Annotated in this window: 17 protein-coding genes; 5 read left to right on the top strand and 12 right to left on the bottom strand. The window is 45.0% G+C overall.

Features of this window, described 5'->3' with window-relative positions; genetic code table 11:
- The first annotated feature begins 3 nt into the window (after positions 1 to 3).
- The 5 genes from ACFS5N_RS00375 (at position 4) to ACFS5N_RS00395 (ending at position 4,984) form a co-directional block, all read left to right on the top strand.
- On the top strand, positions 4 to 579 hold the full coding sequence (locus tag ACFS5N_RS00375; protein ID WP_377181045.1) for a 50S ribosomal protein L25/general stress protein Ctc: 576 nt from the start codon (positions 4 to 6) through the stop codon (positions 577 to 579).
- A gap of 219 nt (positions 580 to 798) precedes the next feature.
- On the top strand, positions 799 to 1,359 hold the full coding sequence (gene pth, locus ACFS5N_RS00380) for an aminoacyl-tRNA hydrolase (protein ID WP_377183872.1): 561 nt from the start codon (positions 799 to 801) through the stop codon (positions 1,357 to 1,359).
- A 122-nt stretch (positions 1,360 to 1,481) separates the two neighbouring features.
- Positions 1,482 to 1,829, top strand: coding sequence for a Spx/MgsR family RNA polymerase-binding regulatory protein (locus tag ACFS5N_RS00385; protein WP_377181047.1), 348 nt, complete (start codon positions 1,482 to 1,484; stop codon positions 1,827 to 1,829).
- Positions 1,830 to 2,099: 270 nt separating this feature from the next.
- A complete protein-coding gene (locus ACFS5N_RS00390; RefSeq protein WP_377181049.1) occupies positions 2,100 to 4,178 on the top strand; it encodes a M1 family metallopeptidase in 2,079 nt (692 codons plus the stop codon).
- A gap of 119 nt (positions 4,179 to 4,297) precedes the next feature.
- Entirely contained in the window at positions 4,298 to 4,984 is a 687-nt protein-coding gene (locus ACFS5N_RS00395) for a hypothetical protein (protein WP_377181050.1), read from the top strand.
- A 108-nt stretch (positions 4,985 to 5,092) separates the two neighbouring features.
- On the opposite strand, the gene ilvA is transcribed toward ACFS5N_RS00395, so the two are convergent.
- From ilvA to obgE, 12 genes are all read right to left on the bottom strand, one after another.
- Entirely contained in the window at positions 5,093 to 6,331 is a 1,239-nt protein-coding gene (gene ilvA, locus ACFS5N_RS00400; protein ID WP_377181052.1) for a threonine ammonia-lyase IlvA, read from the bottom strand.
- Between the two features lie 195 nt (positions 6,332 to 6,526).
- Complete coding sequence (gene leuB, locus ACFS5N_RS00405) at positions 6,527 to 7,585, bottom strand: 3-isopropylmalate dehydrogenase (RefSeq protein ID WP_377181054.1); 1,059 nt, start codon at positions 7,583 to 7,585, stop codon at positions 6,527 to 6,529.
- 147 nt (positions 7,586 to 7,732) lie between these two features.
- Complete coding sequence (locus ACFS5N_RS00410; protein ID WP_377181056.1) at positions 7,733 to 9,250, bottom strand: alpha-isopropylmalate synthase regulatory domain-containing protein; 1,518 nt, start codon at positions 9,248 to 9,250, stop codon at positions 7,733 to 7,735.
- Positions 9,251 to 9,364: 114 nt separating this feature from the next.
- On the bottom strand, positions 9,365 to 9,961 hold the full coding sequence (leuD, locus tag ACFS5N_RS00415; protein ID WP_377183874.1) for a 3-isopropylmalate dehydratase small subunit: 597 nt from the start codon (positions 9,959 to 9,961) through the stop codon (positions 9,365 to 9,367).
- An 83-nt stretch (positions 9,962 to 10,044) separates the two neighbouring features.
- On the bottom strand, positions 10,045 to 11,451 hold the full coding sequence (gene leuC / locus ACFS5N_RS00420; RefSeq protein ID WP_377181058.1) for a 3-isopropylmalate dehydratase large subunit: 1,407 nt from the start codon (positions 11,449 to 11,451) through the stop codon (positions 10,045 to 10,047).
- 138 nt (positions 11,452 to 11,589) lie between these two features.
- Positions 11,590 to 12,753, bottom strand: a complete 1,164-nt coding sequence (locus ACFS5N_RS00425) for a 2-isopropylmalate synthase (RefSeq protein ID WP_377181060.1) — start codon at positions 12,751 to 12,753, stop codon at positions 11,590 to 11,592.
- A 111-nt stretch (positions 12,754 to 12,864) separates the two neighbouring features.
- Positions 12,865 to 13,923, bottom strand: a complete 1,059-nt coding sequence (ilvC, locus tag ACFS5N_RS00430; RefSeq protein WP_377181062.1) for a ketol-acid reductoisomerase — start codon at positions 13,921 to 13,923, stop codon at positions 12,865 to 12,867.
- 76 nt (positions 13,924 to 13,999) lie between these two features.
- Complete coding sequence (locus tag ACFS5N_RS00435) at positions 14,000 to 14,578, bottom strand: O-methyltransferase (RefSeq protein ID WP_377181064.1); 579 nt, start codon at positions 14,576 to 14,578, stop codon at positions 14,000 to 14,002.
- 3 nt (positions 14,579 to 14,581) lie between these two features.
- Entirely contained in the window at positions 14,582 to 15,190 is a 609-nt protein-coding gene (ilvN, locus tag ACFS5N_RS00440; RefSeq protein ID WP_377181066.1) for an acetolactate synthase small subunit, read from the bottom strand.
- A gap of 109 nt (positions 15,191 to 15,299) precedes the next feature.
- Positions 15,300 to 17,042 carry a biosynthetic-type acetolactate synthase large subunit gene (ilvB, locus tag ACFS5N_RS00445; protein ID WP_377181068.1) on the bottom strand — a complete coding sequence of 581 codons (1,743 nt, stop codon included), beginning with the start codon at positions 17,040 to 17,042 and terminating at the stop codon, positions 15,300 to 15,302.
- A 106-nt stretch (positions 17,043 to 17,148) separates the two neighbouring features.
- Positions 17,149 to 18,855: a dihydroxy-acid dehydratase gene (gene ilvD, locus ACFS5N_RS00450; RefSeq protein WP_377181070.1), complete on the bottom strand. Its 1,707-nt coding sequence runs from the start codon at positions 18,853 to 18,855 to the stop codon at positions 17,149 to 17,151.
- 399 nt (positions 18,856 to 19,254) lie between these two features.
- Positions 19,255 to 20,262 (bottom strand): GTPase ObgE, encoded by a 1,008-nt coding sequence (obgE, locus tag ACFS5N_RS00455; RefSeq protein WP_377181072.1) that lies wholly within the window; start codon positions 20,260 to 20,262, stop codon positions 19,255 to 19,257.
- Positions 20,263 to 20,300: the final 38 nt, after the last annotated feature.

The following is a 20,300-nucleotide window of genomic DNA, read 5'->3' on the forward strand; positions in this document are numbered from 1 at the left end:
AAAATGAAATCAATTGCTATTAGCGGTTCTCTAAGAGAGAACGTAGGGAAAAGAGACGCGAAAGAGCTGCGTTACCAGGCTTTGGTACCTGCAGTGCTTTACGGTGGTGCTACACAAACCCACTTTTCGGTGTCCGCAGCTGATTTGAAACCCGTAGTTTACACTCCGGTTGTTCATTTCATCGACCTTGACATTGCTGGTGTTAAATCACAGGCTATTATTAAAGACATCCAGTTTCACCCGTTAACTGAACAAATTATCCACGTAGACTTCTTGCTGTTAGATCAGGCTAAACCTGTTACTATCGAGATTCCGGTACGTTTAACCGGTACTTCGCCGGGTGTTAAGGTAGGTGGTAAATTGGTGCAGAAATTGCGCAAACTGCGTGTTAAAGCTTTACCAAAAGATCACCTGGATTACATCGACGTTAGCATTGAAGCTTTAGAAGTAGGTAAATCAGTTAAAGTTGCTGAAATCAGCTTCCCTAACGTAACTATCCTGAACACTAAAGAAGATACTATCGTTTCTGTAACTACTTCACGTGCTTTACGTCAGGCAGAACAAGAAAACAGAAAATAATTAGCCGCCTAATCCTTAAGGGGAATAAGACGGCAAATTTTTAAAAGCGACAGGTTTATACCTGTCGCTTTTTTGTTTTTGGTATATTCGCAACTTAATTATTACTCCCCTTTAAGGGCTAAGGGAATGCGCTTCAAACCATATTTTACTAAATACTTTAAAAAAACATCGCCGGCGCCGACGCCGGCAGCGCCGCCGGTTGTATCGGCTGATAACGATATGAAATATCTGATAGTAGGTTTAGGTAACATTGGCCCGGAATATGCCGACACCAGGCATAACATTGGCTTTATGATATTGGACGAGTTGGCTAAACAAGAAGGAGCCGAATTTAATAACATGCGTTTAGCTTATTATACTGAGATTTCGCACAAGGGTCGTTCGCTGCATTTGATCAAACCTACTACCTACATGAATCTTAGCGGTAAAGCTTTGAATCATTGGATGAAGGAGCTGAAGATTCCGCAGCAAAATGTATTAGTTTTGGTTGACGATATTGCCTTGCCATTCGGCACGCTTCGCCTGAAACCTAAAGGCAGCGCTGCTGGTCATAACGGACTAAAACATATTGAAGCTACCTTAGGTAATAATGAATACGCCCGACTGCGTTTTGGTGTGGGCGATAATTATCCTAAAGGCCGTCAGGTTGATTACGTTTTAAGCGGGTTTGATGACGACGAAGTGCCTGAGCTGCCTGGATTGATTGACCGATCAATAGAAATGATTAAAAGCTTTGCGGCGATAGGTGCAGAGTTGACGATGACTAAGTTTAATAAATAGATTATTACTTCATGTCATTTCGAGCGTAGCGAGAAATCTATACAATGCTTATGAACGGATGTATAGATTTCTCGCTACGCTCGAAATGACAATTTTATAAATTCTTTAAATAGCATTACACCATGAAAGTTTACGGCATTACCAATTGCAATACAGTTAAAAAAGCGTTAGACTGGTTTAAAGATAACAACGTGATATACGAGTTTCATGATTTTAAAAAACTCGGCATTAGCCCCGAAAAATTGCAGGAGTGGGAAAGCAAGGCCGGTTACGAGAAATTCATGAATAAACAGGGCCTCACCTGGAAGCAGTTAGATCAGGAAACAAAGGACAGTATTAAAACCAATAACGATGCCTTACAACTACTCGGACATAAAACCAGTATGATTAAGCGCCCTGTTATTGAAGATGGCGATTTCCTGTTTTTTGGTTTTGATGAGAATGTTTACAAACAACATTTTAAGAAATAATAATATAACCGTAGAGACACATACTTGTGTCTTTTTTTGATATACGTAGAGACGCAATATTTTGCGTCTTTTTTGTGTCTGTAATTTGTACAACATTTAGGCATCATGCATGAGAAGCAAGATATTGCGTCTCTACAATTCGTACAAAATTTGGATATTTTGTAATGAGACACAATTATGTGTCTCTACATGCTGTGGTGTAATAATTTTCTTACACAAATTGCTCGCCTAATTTTATATTTTTACTATTCAAACTAACAGATTAACTGAATGAAATTAACAACCACAGCCGGTTTAGCACTGGCTTTTTGCGCAGCCTTGGGCACCGCTAATGCCCAGACCACGCCCGCTACCGGGCGCCAGCAATTAAGTGTGGGCAGGGCCACTGAAGTAAACGACCCTAACGCGCCTGCCACGAAGTATGACTATCATGACGCTTTCAAGCCTTTCTTCTACACCAAAAATGGTAACGAATGGCGTGCTGCCGACGGGCAGCCGGGGCCAAAATATTGGCAAAATCGTGCCGATTATCAATTAACTGCTTCATTGAATGAAGATGCCAATGAGATAACCGGGACCGAGGTTTTAACTTATACTAATAACAGCCCGCAAAAGCTGGGCTTTATCTGGATGCAATTAGACCAGAACTTGTTTAAGCAAGACTCGCGTGGTATAGCACAGGTACCGCTTGATCAAAACGGCAATCAACGCAGCCGCAACTGGGGCCAGGGCCAGGTGTTTGATGCCGGTTTTAAGATCAAATCCATCAAAGTATTGAGCCCGGTAAAAGGTGCTAAAGGCACTAACGAGATCGATGTTAAATACCTGATCAATGATACCCGTATGCAGGTTTTCCTGCCTACACAATTGGCAGCACAGGGCGGTCAGTTAAAATTGAAGATTGAATATTCATTCATCTCGCCAAATTATGGCTCAGACCGTATGGGTATCATTAACACCGACCAGTCAAAAAATGGAAAGATATTCCAGGTAGCGCAGTGGTACCCACGTATGTGTGTGTACGACGACCTGCAGGGCTGGAACACTTTGCCTTATACCGGCGAGAGCGAGTTTTATTTAGAATACGGCGATTTCGATATCAATATCACTGCGCCTGCTAAAGATATTGTAGTTTGCTCTGGCGAACTGCTGAACCCTAAAGACGTATATACCCCTGAGCAGCAAAAAAGATGGGCAGAGGCTGCTAACAGCGAAAAAACGGTATTCATCCGTACTGCTGATGAGGTGACCAACCCGGCTTCTCGTCCGCAAGGTAAAAAAGAACTGACCTGGCATTTTAAGATCACCAACGCCCGTGACGCTTCATGGGGCGCATCTTCAGCGTTTATTTTGGATGCTGCCAGGATTAATTTACCTAGCGGTAAAAAATGTATGGCTGTCTCGGCATATCCGTTCGAGAGCAGTGCTGCCGCTGGTAAAGGTGGCCAATGGAGCCGCAGCACTGAATTTATCAAGGCATCGATTGAATATAACTCTAAAAAATGGTTTGAGTTCCCTTATCCTAATGCTACCAGCGTGGCCGGTAAAGCAGGCGGGATGGAGTATCCGGGCATTGTGTTTTGTAGCTTAAATGGCGGCTGGGGCGTAACCGATCACGAGTTTGGCCACACCTGGTTCCCGATGATCGTAGGCTCGAACGAACGTTTATATGGCTGGATGGATGAAGGATTTAATACTTTCATTAACACCCTTTCAACCCGCAACTCATTAAATGGCGAATTTTATAAACCTGCCACGCCTGAAAGGTTAGTAGCGCAATGGAAAATGTTTACGCGCCCGGGGCTGGAGCCAATCCTGAGCAATCCTGACAACCTGAAAGAGATAAACAACGGTACATTATTATATAGCAAACCAAGCGCAGGCTTGGTGATGCTGCGCGAAATTATACTGGGTCCTGAACGTTTTGATTTTGCTTTCAAAACCTATATAAACCGCTGGGCATTTAAACACCCGTCGCCTGACGATTTCTTCCGTACTATTGAGGCGGCATCGGGCGAGAGCCTGCAGTGGTTCTGGAGAGGATGGTTCGAGAACAACTGGCGCCTGGACGTAGCCGTTCGCGGCGTTAAGTATATCAACAACGATCCGAAACAAGGCTCAATCATCACTATCGATAACTTAGAGAAAATGGCTATGCCGGTTATATTGGAAATTAAAACCGTAAGCGGTAAAACCGAGCGCGTTAACTTTACCGGCGAGATCTGGGAGCGTAACGTAAGCTGGAGCTTCAGATACCCTTCGACAGAGGAGATTGAATCAGTAACTTATAATCCTGATTCAACCTTACCTGATTATAACCCTGATAATAACGTTTGGAAAAAACAATAACACAAAAGCCCGGCGCAAAACGCCGGGTTTTTTGTTTGCCACATATTTGTTAAATAAGGCGATAATGCCGACTATTGGTATTATAATTGATTTGTATTTTACCTATAACTTATACACCTATGAAACGCAATTTGGTATTTATCGGATTACTGCTCATGACCGCCGGGGCCGTTAAAGCACAAACTATCAAAGGTTCAATTTATGAAGAAGGCTCCAATCAAAAGTTAACCAATGTCTTTATTAAAGACATTAACAATAAACAAATAACATTGGCAGATAAAGATGGAAGGTTTGAGATCAAATCAGCGCAGGGGCATACGCTGGTTTTTGATTCGCCGGGATATGTGTCTGATACCTTATTCCTGGTAAATGAAAAGCCGCTGAAAATTGAAATGAAACAATTAGGTGTCGCGCTAAGAGAGGTTACCATTTCGACAACGCGAAAGGCTGCATTCAATCCGCAGGCTGAATATCCTGAGGTTTATAAGAATGCTAAAATTAATATCTTGTCGCCAAGTACGATATTTTCCAAGGAAAGCCGTAATGCCCGTCGTTTGAGGCGGTTTTTCTCTAACGAGCAGCGCGAGAATTATGTAGACAGGGTGTTCACCGCCTCTTACGTATCAAGCCTAGTTCCCTTAAAAGGCGAGGAGCTGCAAAACTTTATGGCGCTTTACCGGCCCAGCTATGCTTATGTTAAAAGCAATACTGGTCCCTCGCTGGCAGTTTATATTAACGATTCTTATCAGAAATATAAAGCCTTGCCGCCCGACCAGCGTAAGTTGCCGAACCTGAACGGGCAGTAGGGTTAAATTCACAAGGAGGGTCACCCTGAGCTTGTCGAAGGGCGTACGATGGGCCTTTACCCTCATGCTTTGACAGGCTCAGCATGATACCTCTCTTTGGTGATTTTATTATACCAGATACTCGAACAAAGTCTGCTCTTTATTCAGTTCGATCACCTCAAAACGATGCTCCTGAAAGCGTTGCAATAAACCGGCATAATCATCTTTATCAGCTAATTCTATGCCAACCAACGCAGGGCCTTGTTCTTTCTCTGTTTTTTTGATGAACTCAAAACGGGTGATGTCATCATGCGGGCCAAGCACGTTATTTACAAATAGCTTCAATGCCCCCGGGCGCTGCGGGAAACGGACAATGAAATAATGCTTCAATCCCTCATAAAGCAAGGATTTCTCCTTGATCTCCTGCATGCGGGCAATATCATTATTACCGCCACTAATCACGCAAACTACTTTTTTGCCTTTTATCTGGTCTTTACATTCGTCCAAAGCAGCTACTGATAAAGCTCCTGCCGGTTCAACTACAATAGCCTCTTCATTATAGAGTTTCAGTATGGTGGTACATACCTTGCCTTCAGCTACAAGCTTAACATCGTCCAAAGCATCCTTACAAAGCTCATAAGTCAAATTGCCTACGCGCTTCACCGAGGCGCCGTCTACAAAACGATCTATTTGCTCCAGGGTTACCGGTCCGCCGTGTTTAAACGCTTCGAGCATGGATGGTGCGCCCAGCGGCTCAACCCCGATCAATTTAATATTCTTGTTTTTTTGTTTGAGATAGGTGCCTGCTCCGGCCGATAGTCCGCCACCACCAATAGGCATAACTATAACTTCGGCGTCAGGCAAATCCTGATAGATCTCGACACCAACTGTTCCCTGGCCTTCTATAATGCTGTAATTATCAAAAGGAGGGATGAAGGTCATCTGGTGTTTTTCGGTATAAGCAAGGGCTTCTTTGAGGCAATCATCAAAAGTGTCGCCTACTAAAACCAGTTCTACACGGCCGTTGCCAAACATTTCGGTTTGCTGTACTTTTTGTTTCGGGGTTATCTCCGGCATAAAGATCACGCCTTTAGTGCCTAGCTTATCGCAAGAGAAAGCAACCCCCTGTGCATGATTGCCCGCGCTGGCACAAACTACGCCGCGGCTCAATTCATCGGCACTTAGTTGGCTAATCATGTTGTAGGCTCCGCGCAATTTGTAGGAACGAACTATCTGCAAATCTTCACGCTTTAAGTAAATTTCGGCGCCGTATTTTTCTGATAGTCGCGGGTTGTAAATAAGTGGGGTATGTTTTACAACGTTGGCTAAGCGGGCGGCGGCAGTTTCGAAATTTAATGAAGCGTTCATGGGTATAGTATATTAAAAAGTAAAACCGTTATTTGTTGTAAATAACGGTTTTATGTTGTGGGTAAAGTTAAGACTTTATTGCTTCAACCGACAATAAAAAAAGGGTGTCATGCTGAGGCTCTCGAAGCATGAGGGCAAAGGCCTACGCTCACCCTTCGAGGGCCTCAGGGTGACATCCTTCCCGCAAAACGCTAATTATAAATTCGCTGCTAACCAATCACCAACTTCGCTGGTTTTGTAGGCTTTGTTTTTGCCGGCTAAATCTTCAGTAACTACACCTTCGGCTAATGATTTGTTAACCACATCGCGAATAGCCTGGGCTTCTTCTTTCAAACCAAAAGCATCCTCAAACATCATAGCGGCCGAAAGTACGGTTGCTAACGGATTAGCAATATCTTTACCAGCTGCCTGCGGATAAGAACCGTGAATAGGCTCAAATAACGAGGTATGAACACCGATAGACGATGAAGGCATCAATCCCATTGAGCCGGAAATTACAGAGGCCTCATCGGTCAGGATATCGCCGAATAAGTTTTCGGTAATAATCACATCATAGCTGCTCGGCCATTGTACCAGGCGCATAGCTACCGCATCAACAAACTCGTAACTTACAGTTACCTCTGGATAATCTTTTTCCATAGCCTGTACAGTTTGACGCCAAAGGCGAGAGGTTTCCAAAACGTTTGCTTTGTCTACACAGCACAGTTTTTTGCTACGTTGCAAAGCCATCTCAAAACCCAATTTAGCTAAACGCTCAACTTCTTCTTTGGTGTAAGTACAAGTGTCGAATGCTGTGTTACCATCGTCTTTACGGCCGCGCTCACCGAAATAAATACCGCCGGTCAGTTCGCGCAGAATGATCAGGTCGGTACCTTCAATGCGCTCTCTTTTTAAAGGCGAGTTGTCGATAAGCGAAGGGAAGGTAAATGTAGGGCGTACGTTAGCGTACAGACCTAAGGCTTTACGCATTTTTAGCAAACCTTGCTCCGGGCGAACTTTTGCGGTAGGGTCGTTATCAAAACGCGGGTGACCGATAGCGCCAAAAAGCACTGCATCAGCAGCCATACAAACCGCATGCGTTTCGTCAGGATAAGGCTCGCCAACAGCGTCAATAGCGGCGGCGCCGGTTAATGCCGATGTCCAGGCAATTTCATGGTTGAATTTTTTTGCGATAGCGTTTGATACCTTAACAGCCTGGTCAATTACCTCCGGACCGATTCCGTCTCCTGCCAAAAGGGCGATATTTAGTTTCATATTGTTTTATGTGTGATTATAAATTGTCTTTTTGTTTTATACTAACTGGCGGCTGTCACCCTGAGCTTGTCGAAGGGCGTGCGATGGGCCTTTGCCCGCGTGCTTCGACAGGCTCAGCATGACATCCCTTTTTAAGCTCAGTGATCACTAAATAATATTCAGCATCTTCTGCGTAGCCTTAATAGCACAAACCGTTTGGTCTGAATCCAGGCCGCGGGTTAAAAATTTCTTTTCAGGAGTTTCCCAGGTGATGATGGTTTCGCAAAGTGCGTCGGTACTGCTGCCCGGTGCAATGCGTACCACGTAATCTATCAGTGTTGGGAGTTTCCTTTTCTTTTTGGTGTAAGCTTTGGTCAGCGCTTTCATAAAAGCGTCAAACTGACCGTCGCCCTGGGCATTCTCTTCAAATACTTCACCTTCAATATTTACTTTGATAGTGGCCGAGGGCCGCAGACCCATCGAGTGCATTAGCACATAAGATTCTACCACTACCTTCTGATCGTACATATTGCTGTCCAATACGTCAGAGATAATGTAGGGCAGATCTTCTTTAGTTACTGTTTCCTTCTTGTCGCCTAGCTCAATAACGCGTTGGGTAACTTTTTTCAGGTCGGCATCATTCAGTTTTAAACCCAGCTCCTGCAGGTTTTTCTCAATATTGGCTTTGCCTGATGTTTTGCCCAGTGCATACTCGCGCTTGCGGCCAAAACGCTCAGGTAACAAATTGTTAAAATACAGGTTGTTTTTATTGTCGCCATCTGCATGGATACCTGCTGTTTGCGTAAATACATTATCGCCAACTATAGGTTTGTTTGCCGGTATGCGTACGCCCGAAAACGTTTCGACCAATTTACTTACTTTATAGATAGACGATTCCTGCAGTTGTACCGACACATCGGGCGCAAAATCATTTAGTACAGCAATAGCGCTGGCCATTGGGGCGTTCCCGGCCCGCTCGCCCATGCCGTTTATGGTAAGGTGTAAGCCGTTTACACCGGCTTTTACAGCTTCCAATACATTGGCCGTACCCAGATCATAATCGTTATGCGCATGAAAATCAATGTGCATGTTTGGATGTTTTTCGCGTACGCTGCTGATGAACAGGAACGTTTCCAGCGGTGTCAATACCCCTAATGTATCAGGTAACAAAACTCTTTTTACCGGTTGCGATGACAGGAAATCCAAAAACTGCCATACATACTCAGGCGAGTTGCGCATGCCATTGCTCCAGTCTTCCAGGTAAACGTTGGTTGATATACCATTCTTCGTCGCCAGGCTGATAACATGCCCGATCTCGTTAAAATGCTGCTCAGGTGTTTTTTTAAGCTGATGGGTAAGATGGTTCAATGAACCTTTGGTAAGCAGGTTTTGAACCTTAACGCCGGCGTTCACCATCCAGTCGATAGATACGCCGTTATCTACGAACGACAGCACCTCAATGCGCTCGATATAGCCATGTTCTTCCGCCCATTGGGTAATGGCTTTAACGGCCTGAAATTCGCCTTCAGATACGCGGGCCGAGGCAATCTCTGCACGGTCTACCTTCAGCTCTTCCAGCAATAACTGCGTGATGGTTAATTTTTCTGATATGGAAAACGACACCCCTGACGTTTGCTCGCCATCGCGAAGGGTGGTATCCATGATCTCTATTTTCCTGCGTTCCATTTAGGGATGGTTGATTGAGTGAGTGGTTGATTAAGTGAATGGTTGACCAAGTGAGAAGTTGAATATAATACCAACTACTCACTTAATCAACCAAGTTAACCTTTCACTAAAAAATTAAAACGGAAGTTGCTCAGCAAATTCCTTGATATCGCCTTTGATGCTTTGCAGATAGTCGATATCGTCAAAGCCGTTAAGCAAGTTATTCTTTTTGTAACCGTTGATGTCAAAGCTTTCTTTTTCGCCGGTTGATTTTAAGGTGATGGTTTGTTCAGGCAAGTTCACTTCCAGTTCTGTGCCCGGATCAGCATAAATTGCTGCAAAGATTTTCTCTAGAAACTCAGCGCTGATCTGTACCGGCAACACGCCAACATTCAGACAGTTGTTTCTAAAGATATCGGCAAAAAAGCTGGATACCACGCAACGGAAACCGTAATCATAAACAGCCCAGGCAGCGTGCTCGCGCGATGAGCCTGAACCAAAGTTTTTACCGCCTACCAGTATTCTACCTGAATAGGTAGGGTCGTTCAATACAAAGTCGCTTTTAGGCGTGTTGTCCGCGTTGTATCTCCAATCGCGGAATAAGTTGTCACCGAAACCAACACGCTCAGTTGCTTTTAAAAAGCGGGCAGGGATGATCTGGTCGGTATCCACGTTCTCAATAGGCAGTGGCACTGCGGTGCTGGTAAGTATGTTAAATTTATCGTAAGCCATTTTTTGTTGTTCATGGTTCATAGATGATGGTTCATGGTGCTTGTATATCAGCTATGAACTATGATCTATGAACTATTATCTATCTAAACCAATTCTTCAATTAAAGTACGCGGATCTGTTACTACACCCGTAACTGCTGCTGCTGCTGCAACCAGTGGGCTGGCCAGCATAGTGCGCGCGCCGGGGCCTTGACGACCTTCGAAGTTACGGTTTGAGGTACTTACCGCGTATTTACCGGCAGGTACCTTATCATCGTTCATTGCTAAACAAGCAGAGCAACCCGGCTGGCGAAGCTCAAAACCGGCCTCGGTTAAAATATCCAGGATGCCTTCTTCTTTAATCTGCGACTCGACAATGTGCGATCCCGGTACTAACCAGGCGGTAACATTATCGGCCTTGTGTTTGCCTTTTACCAACGATGCAAAAGCGCGGAAGTCTTCAATACGGCCATTGGTGCAGCTGCCCACAAATACATAGTCAACCGGCTTGCCAATCATTGAATCGCCCTCGTGAAAGCCCATGTAACCTAACGATTTTTCGTAGGTAGCCACGCCGCCTTCAACTTGTTCGGCATCAGGAATATCGTTTGAGATACCCATACCCATACCCGGGTTGGTACCGTAAGTGATCATTGGTTCGATAGTTGAACCGTCAAAAGTTAATTCTTTATCGAAGGTTGCACCTTCGTCGGTTTTCAAGGTTTTGTAGTAAGCCAGGGCTTTATCCCACGCTTCGCCTTTAGGAGAAAACTCGCGGCCCTTAACATAGTTGATGGTAGTTTCATCAGGAGCAATCATACCGCCGCGTGCACCCATCTCAATACTCAGGTTACAAACGGTCATACGGCCTTCCATGGTCATGTTCTCGAAAACCTCGCCGGCATACTCTACAAAGTAACCTGTAGCACCCGATGTGGTTAATTTTGAAATGATGAATAAGGCGACGTCTTTCGGTGTAACGCCTTTACCTAATTTGCCGGTAACGTTGATGCGCATTTTCTTTGGTTTTGGCTGCATGATGCATTGCGTAGCCAAAACCATCTCTACTTCAGATGTACCGATACCGAAGGCAATAGCACCAAAAGCGCCATGAGTTGAAGTGTGCGAGTCGCCGCAAACAATGGTCATACCAGGTTGGGTAATACCATACTCCGGACCTACCACATGTACGATACCGTTTTTTTGGTGACCAAGGCCCCAGTGGCTGATGCCGTACTCGGCAGTGTTTTTCTCCAGCATTTGCAACTGATTAGCCGAAAGCGGATCGGCAACCGGCTGGTCCTGGTGAATGGTTGGCGTATTGTGGTCGGCGGTCGCAAATGTACGGTTAGGGTACAATACCGTTGTACCCCTGGTTTTGATGCCCAAAAAGGCCACAGGGCTGGTTACTTCGTGAATAAGGTGACGGTCGATAAAAAGCACATCCGGGCCATCCTCGATCTTACGTACTACGTGTGCGTCCCACACCTTATCAAATAATGTCTTGCTCATTTTATTTTATTGTTAAGTGGTGAGTGGTTGATTGGGTTGATTGAGTTATCGCGCCATTCGTCCACTTATACTTTGTATTTTGCTATTTTATTTACGTCGATTTATTAACTAAGCGAACTACTCACTTAATCAACCAAATCAACCTTTAACTTTCTCTGCAACTAAGGTTAACAGATCTTCGTCATTTATATCCAGTTTATTATCAGCCAAAGTCAGGAAACGATGGTAAGCATCTGCCAGCTCTTCTTTACTCAGGTTATAACCTAAACGCTCCAGATGGAACTTCAGTGCGTGCCGGCCGCTGCGTGCTGTAAGCACAATGCTGGCGCTCGGGAAACCAACATCCTCCGGTCTGATAATTTCATAATTTTCGCGGTTTTTCAGGAAACCATCCTGGTGAATGCCTGAACTGTGTGCAAACGCATTGCTGCCTACAATAGCCTTATTTGGTTGTACAGGCATGCGCATTTGCGAGCTTACCATACGGCTTAGCTCGTAGAAACTCCTGGTGTTAATGTTGGTATATAAACCAAGCGATTGGTGAGTTTTCAGAATCATCACAACTTCTTCAATAGAAGTATTTCCGGCGCGTTCACCAATGCCATTAATGGTACCCTCAATTTGGCGGGCGCCGTTTTGCAGGCCGGCGATAGAGTTAGCGGTAGCTAAACCCAAATCGTTATGGCAATGCACAGATATAATGGCTTTATCTATATTCTTAACGTTTTCCTTCAGGAATTTAATTTTTGCACCATATTGGTCGGGCAGGCAGTAGCCGTTGGTGTCGGGGATGTTTACCACGGTGGCGCCGGCTGCAATTACTGCCTCAACCATCTGGGCCAGGTACACCACATCGGCGCGACCGGCATCCTCGGCATAAAACTCAATATCCTCAACAGATTTTTTAGCATATTTCACAGCCTCGACAGCGCGCTCTAAAATCTCTTCGCGGGTGCTGTTAAATTTGTGTTTGATATGCATATCAGACGAGCCGATACCGGTATGAATACGGGGGTGTTTGGCATATTGGAGCGATTGTACGGCAGCGTCTATATCGCCTTTGTTGGCACGGGTTAGTGCACAAACGGTAGGGGTTTTTACGGCTTTTGATATTTCTACCACACTCTGGAAATCGCCGGGGCTTGAAATAGGGAAGCCCGCTTCGATTATGTCAACACCTAATGCCTCCAGTTCGCGGGCAATCTCAATTTTTTCAGGAGTGGTTAACTGACAGCCCGGTACCTGTTCGCCATCGCGTAACGTGGTATCGAAAACGTAGACTCGGTTGGGATCGTGTAACATGTTCTTTTATGTTTAATATTCTTTAGTCAAAAGTCTTGAGTTCCGAGTCCTGAGTCTTATTCCTGTATTACAGGGCTTCAGACTCAAGACTCCAGACTCAGGACTAAATTATTATGCTTCTACAGCCTGGTTTTCCGGACGCAAGCTACGTACGGTTTTACCTGCCTGCCATAATTCGCTTTCGCGTAACTCTGCTAACTCGGCATCCAGTTTCTCGCGGTAATCTGGTTTGCTGTTTGAGTCAATTGAACGTTGTGACTCTTTACCTGTAGCTACGCTATTATAAAGTTCTTCAAACACTGGTTTAGTAGCATCACGGAATGGTTTCCACCAGTCTAGCGCACCGCGTTGTGCAGTGGTTGAGCAGTTGGCGTACATCCAGTCCATACCGTTTTCAGCAACCAATGGCATTAATGATTGGGTTAGCTCTTCAACAGTTTCATTGAACGACTCAGATGGAGAGTGACCGTTGCTGCGTAATACTTCGTACTGAGCAGCAAAGATACCCTGGATACAACCCATCAAAGTACCACGCTCGCCGGTTAAATCGCTGTATACTTCTTTACGGAAATCAGTTTCAAACAGGTAACCGCTACCTACAGCGATACCTAAAGCAATAACACGGTCAAAAGCTTTGCCCGTAGCATCCTGATAGATAGCGTAGCTTGAGTTCAAACCACGACCTTGCAAAAACATACGGCGCAATGAAGTACCTGAACCTTTTGGCGCAACCAGGAACACGTCAACATCAGCAGGAGGGATGATGCCTGTTTGCTCTTTGAAAGTGATACCAAAACCGTGAGAGAAGTATAATGCTTTACCTGGAGTTAAGTGTTTTTTAACAGTTGGCCATAAAGCAATTTGTGCTGCATCACTTAATAAATAACAAATTATAGTACCTCTTTCTAATGCTTCTTCAATTTCAAAAAGAGTTTCGCCCGGAACAAAACCGTCGCTTACTGCTTTATCCCAGCTTTTTGAATTTTTACGCTGACCAACAATAACGTTGATACCATTGTCTTTTTGGTTTAGAGCCTGACCCGGGCCTTGTACGCCATAACCAATTACAGCTACAGTTTCGTTTTTCAGGATCTCTTGTGCTTTCGATAGAGGGAACTCCTCGCGGGTTACTACGTTTTCTTCAGTTCCGCCGAAATTTAATTTTGCCATTGTTTTTTGTTTTTATTGATTTTGATTTCACCGATGCTTTTTGATTTCACCGATTATTTATGTGATTACTTGTTTATTATTTTTTGGTGATGATGACTACACCCGACGCCCAACCTAGCTTTGTTAATGTCAGATCATTTCTGGAGTCAAGATATTTTAACAGATCTTCAACTTTAGCGGCATGACCTTCGGGCCAGTTTTGCTGCGGAAGCATATCGTCGATGATATAAAAGCCACCTTTTTCCAGCATATCCAACGCTTCGTCAAGCAACAAAAATTTACCCGGCCAGGCGTCAGCAAAAATAAAACTGAACTGCTGATTTACATTTTGCCTAATCCAGTCGGCTGCGTCGGTACAGATCAGCCTCAGACGTTTATCTACTCCGATGTTTTCCTTCGCGATAGCCAGAATATCAGCATCATTATCAATTGATATCAATGTCGACGCCTGGTCCATACCGTCCAAAATCCAACTGGTAGCTAAGCCTGTACCAGTACCCAGTTCTAAAAACTTACCGCCCGGTTTTGAAGCCGACAGTGTTTTCAGCAAAGAGCATGTCAACACTTCCGACGCCATGGTAAAGCCACTGCGTTCGCTGGCGGTTTTAATGGCTTCGTAAGCTCCCGGATATTGTTGTCTGATCTCTTCGAACATAAATTACATGGTAAATACTTTGCTGCCTTTGTTCAGATATTCGTTCTCCATCACTTCTTCGCCTGGTTCCAGTCTTTCAAACTCGCGTAGTTTGGCGTTAAAGCCTTCGCTGTCTTTGATGATGGCCACACGTGCACTGCGAACAAATTCGATCAGCCCGTAAGGCTGAAGAATTTTGATCAGGTTGTCGGTTTCTTCGCGATGTCCGGTAGTTTCAAACACGGTATAATCTTTACGGATCACCACCGCGCGCGCACCATTTTCGCGCAGCAAACGCTCAACGCTTACTTTTTCGGCAATAACGTCTGTTGATACTTTGTAAAGCGCCAGTTCCTGCCAGATAATATTATCGTTAGTATGATAGTACACTTTTAAAACTTCAACCTGCTTTTCAATCTGGCGGGTAAGTTTGCGTACCACTTCTTCAGATTCTGTAATTACGATGTTGAAGCGGTGAATACTCTCAATCTCAGAAGGAGAGGTATTTAAGCTGTCGATATTTATTTTACGGCGGGTGAATATGATCGCTATCCGATTCAGTAAACCAACCTGGTTTTCGGTATAGATAGTGATATTAAATTCCTGCCGGCCGTCGGTATGTTGATTGCTCATTTTCTTAATTAATTTAGTCATTTAGCTTCGCTGTCATTGGTCATTTGCTTCGCGTTATTGGTCATAGCCACCCGCTTTCTGCTTTTACCTTTCAGCTTTCTGCTTTTTCTTATTTAAGTCTGATCTCACTAACACTGCAGCCTTGTGGCACCATCGGGAACACGTTGTTCTCTTTGGTTACCATCACTTCCAGCAGGAATGAACCTTTGGTTTCTAACATTTTTTGCAAAGCGCCTTGCAATTGCTCGCGCTCTTCAACACGCTTACCCGGAATGTCATAGGCAGCGGCGAGTTTAACAAAGTCGGGGCTTTGAATGTCAACAAACGAGTAGCGACGCTGGTTAAACAACTCCTGCCACTGGCGCACCATGCCCAGGAAACGGTTGTTCAGGATGATGATCTTCACATCAACACCACTTTGCATAATGGTACCCAGCTCCTGGCAGGTCATCTGGAAACCGCCGTCGCCGATGATAGCTACTACAGTACGATCCTGAGCGCCAAATTTAGCGCCAATGGCTGCAGGCAAAGCAAAGCCCATAGTGCCCAAACCGCCACTGGTAACATTGCTGCGCGTTTGATTAAACTGAGCATAACGGCAAGCCACCATTTGGTGCTGGCCAACGTCTGTTACAATTACGGCTTCGCCTCTGGTAAGCTCGTTTAATTGCTTAATAACTTCGCCCATGGTCATTTCGCCTGTTTTAGGGTTAAGCTCATCTTCAATCACGGCCTCAACTTCCTGGCGGGTGTATTCTTTAAAGCGGTTTAACCACTCAGTGTGTTGTTTCTCCTCTATCACGGCAGTAAGCATTGGCAAGGTTTCCTTGCAATCGCCCCAAACAGGCACGGTAGTTTTAACGTTTTTGTCAATCTCGGCAGGGTCAATATCCAGGTGGATAACCTGAGCCTGCTTGGCATATTTGTCCAGGCGACCGGTTACGCGGTCGTCAAAACGCATACCGATGGCAATCAACACATCGCACTCATTAGTTAAAACGTTTGGCCCGTAGTTGCCGTGCATACCAAGCATGCCAACGTTTAACGGATGGTCGGTTGGTATAGCGCCAACGCCCAGAATGGTCCAGGCAGCCGGAATGCCGCTTTTTTCAACAAAAGCTTTAAACTCCTGCTCGGCATTGCCCAACAACACGCCCTGACCAAACAAAACGAAAGGTTTTTTTGCTTGATTGATTAACGCTGCGGCCTGCTCAATATATTGAGGGCGCACAATAGGTTTTGGACGATAGCTGCGGATATGTTGGCAAGGAATATAGCCTTTAAAATCAAATTCCTGTATCTGCGCGTTTTTGGTAATATCAATCAAAACCGGGCCGGGGCGACCGCTTCTGGCGATATAAAATGCCTTAGCCAAAACCTCCGGAATCTCGTTAGCGTCAGTAACCTGGTAGTTCCATTTGGTAACCGGGGTGGTGATATTGATCACGTCGGTTTCCTGGAAAGCATCAGTACCCAGTAAGTGTGCAAACACCTGTCCGGTAATGCAAACCAGCGGTGTACTGTCAATCTGAGCATCGGCCAAACCTGTTACCAGGTTGGTAGCGCCGGGGCCGCTGGTGGCAAATACCACACCTACTTTACCTGAGGTGCGTGCATAACCCTGGCCGGCGTGCGTGCCGCCTTGCTCGTGACGAACCAAAACATGGTTCAGTTTATCGTTGTAATCATACAAGGCGTCGTAGATAGGCATAATAGCGCCACCCGGATAACCGAAGATCGTATCAACGCCTTCAGCAATTAATGATTCTAATACTGCTACCGATCCGGAAACTCTTCTGGTTTCCTGTGTCGTAGCTGTTTGTGCTAGTATTTCTTGTTGTGCAACTTCCATACTTTATAAGTTTTACGTAGTACGTAGTACGTTATACGTTTTGTTTTTTGATTAATTGGAAAGAGAGATACGTATAACGTACAACGTACTACGTATAACCCAATCCTTACAACTCGTCTGTAACACAGCCCTCAGCTGCAGTTGATACAGTTTTGGCATATTTATATAACAGGCCTTTTGTTGCTTTTAACTCGGGTTGTTTCCACGCTGCGCGGCGTGCGGCCATTTCCTCGTCAGATATTTTGAGGTTGATAGTGTTTGTTGTGGCATCAATCTCAATCAAATCATCGTCTTGTACCAGTCCGATGGCCCCCCCGTCAAAAGCTTCGGGGGTGATGTGGCCTACCACAAAGCCGTGGGTACCGCCACTAAAACGGCCGTCGGTGATCAATGCTACCGATGCGCCCAAACCTGCACCATAAATGGCTGATGTTGGCTTAAGCATTTCGGGCATACCCGGCGCGCCTTTAGGGCCCACATTGCGGATAACTACCACATCACCCGCTTTGACTCGGCCGCTTTGTATGCCATCAATCAGTTCAAACTCGCCATCAAACGTACGGGCAGGGCCTGAAAAACGCTCGCCCTCTTTACCGCTAATTTTAGCCACACTGCCGCCTTCAGCAATGTTTCCGTAAAGTATCTGTAAGTGGCCGGTAGCCTTAACAGGTTTTTCAACCGGCCATATAATGTCTTGCTTGCTAAAGTCCAGTTCAGGAACATCAGCCAGGTTCTCGGCCAGTGTTTTACCGGTTACGGTCATACAGTCGCCATGCAGCCAGCCTTGCTGATACAAGTATTTCATTACCGCAGGTACACCGCCAACATTATGCAGGTCGGTCATCATGTATTTGCCGCTTGGTTTCATGTCGGCCAGTACCGGTATGCGGTTGCTGATCTCCTGAAAGTCATCCTGGGTTAACTTCACATCAACACTTTTAGCCATTGCTATCATGTGCAGCACCGCATTAGTCGACCCGCCCAATACCATAATTACCACCATGGCATTTTCAAACGCCTTGCGGGTCATGATATCTTTTGGTTTGATATCTTTCTCCAATAAAACTCTGATAGCCTTGCCTGCTGCCAGGCACTCCGCGCGTTTCTCGTCGCTCAGCGCCGGGTTTGACGATGAGTAAGGCAAGCTCATACCCAAAGCCTCAATAGCAGCAGCCATAGTATTAGCTGTATATACACCACCGCAAGCACCTGCGCTAGGGCAAGCATTTTTGATGATACCCTGAAAATCTTCAGGGCTTATAGTCCCAGCCAGTTTTTTACCCAGGGCTTCAAATGCCGACACGATGTTCAGGTCTTCGCCTTTCCAGTGGCCCGGGTGAATGGTACCACCATATACCATAATAGATGGACGGTTTAAACGGCCCATTGCCATGATTGAGCCCGGCATATTTTTGTCGCAGCCCGGCAGGGTAATTAAACCATCATAATATTGTGCAGCGGTAACCGCTTCAATTGAATCTGCAATAACGTCACGACTGATTAATGAATAACGCATACCTGCCGTACCGTTACCCATGCCGTCGCTCACACCAATAGTATTAAAAATCAGCCCCACCAGATCTTCCTTCCAAATACCTTCTTTAACCAGTTTAGCCAGGTCGTTAAGGTGCATGTTGCAAGTATTGCCGTCATAGCCCATACTTGCCACGCCAACCTGAGCTTTTTGCATGTCGTCGTCAGTTAAGCCTACGCCGTAAAGCATGGCCTGTGCGGCGGGTTGGGTCGGATCCTGCGTAAAAGTTTTGCTATACTTGTTTAACTCTACGCCGGTGATGCTGTTAGATGAACTCATTTTTTAGTCTGTTTTTAGTAGTAGGACTCTAGGGTTTCCTATCGGTTATTTTTTGTTTCCTTAAGATAGAGAAGCATCTAAAAACTGACAATAGTATTTACCGATTTTTTCAATTTAATATTTTATTCTTTTTTTATATGAATAAAGATATATAAATTCTTTTAAAATAGTAATTATTAGAATAAAATTTTTTACCATCTATACCAAAGTTCAAAACGGTATTCGGTATTGATTTTATGCATGCATAGTAAAAGTTGTTTTTTCTGCCTGAAATGCCTGCAAGTGATAAAAAAGTTGATTAAATGTTAATATGAGCCAGGTAATAAAAAAAGACGGTCAAGCCGTCTTTTTTTATTATTTATAAATCCAATTTTGGCAATTGGCAGTCCAGAGGGGGAATTAAGAATTGTGGCTATTAATTTCCCGCCAAAGTATGTCTTTCAATACATCGATATTTTTTTGCGCTACGGATGATATAAATACCGACGGAATATCGGCCGGCACCTGCTGTTTCATTTCGGTAATCAGTTCATCATCCAGCATGTCAGATTTGGTAACGGCCAGCACGCGGGGCTTGTGCGTTAGTTCGGGGTTATATTCGTTGAGTTCGTTCAATAAAATGTCGTACTCTTCCTGGATAGTGCGGCCGGTATCGGCAGGCACCATAAATAATAGTACCGCGTTACGTTCAATGTGTTTAAGAAAACGTATGCCCAAACCTTTACCTTTTGATGCTCCTTCAATAATTCCCGGAATATCGGCCATTACAAATGAGCGGTTATTACGGTAAGCTACGATACCCAGATTTGGTACCAGGGTAGTAAAAGCATAATCTGCAATCTCGGGCTTGGCTGCCGACACTACTGATAGTAAAGTAGACTTGCCGGCATTTGGAAAACCAACCAGGCCTACATCGGCTAATATTTTTAATTCAAGAATATTCCAAACTTCCTGCCCCGGTTCGCCGGGTTGCGAGAAGCGTGGAGTTTGGCGGGTTGCGCTTTTAAAATTGGCATTACCTAAACCACCGCGGCCGCCTTTAGTTAATATCTTCGTCTCCCCATCGGTGTTAATTTCAAACAAAATCTCGCCGGTCTCCGCATCGCGTGCAATGGTGCCCAGCGGTACTTCGAGTATCTCGTCGCGGCCGGTTTTGCCGGTGCTCAATGAGCTGCCGCCCGATTCGCCATCGCCGGCTATGACGTGTTTGCGGAATTTAAGGTGAAGTAATGTCCATAACTGAGCGTTACCTTTAACAATAACGTTACCGCCACGTCCGCCGTCGCCTCCGTCGGGGCCACCCATTGAGGTGTGTTTATCACGGTGCAAATGTGCCGAACCCGCTCCGCCATGACCTGAGCGGCAGCATATCTTCACATAATCAACAAAATTTGAACCTTGAGACATTGTATTTCAGATTGCGGATGTTCGATTTCGGATTTAAA

The sequence above is a fragment of the Mucilaginibacter ximonensis genome, from assembly GCF_042686265.1.
Lineage (GTDB): Bacteria > Bacteroidota > Bacteroidia > Sphingobacteriales > Sphingobacteriaceae > Mucilaginibacter > Mucilaginibacter ximonensis.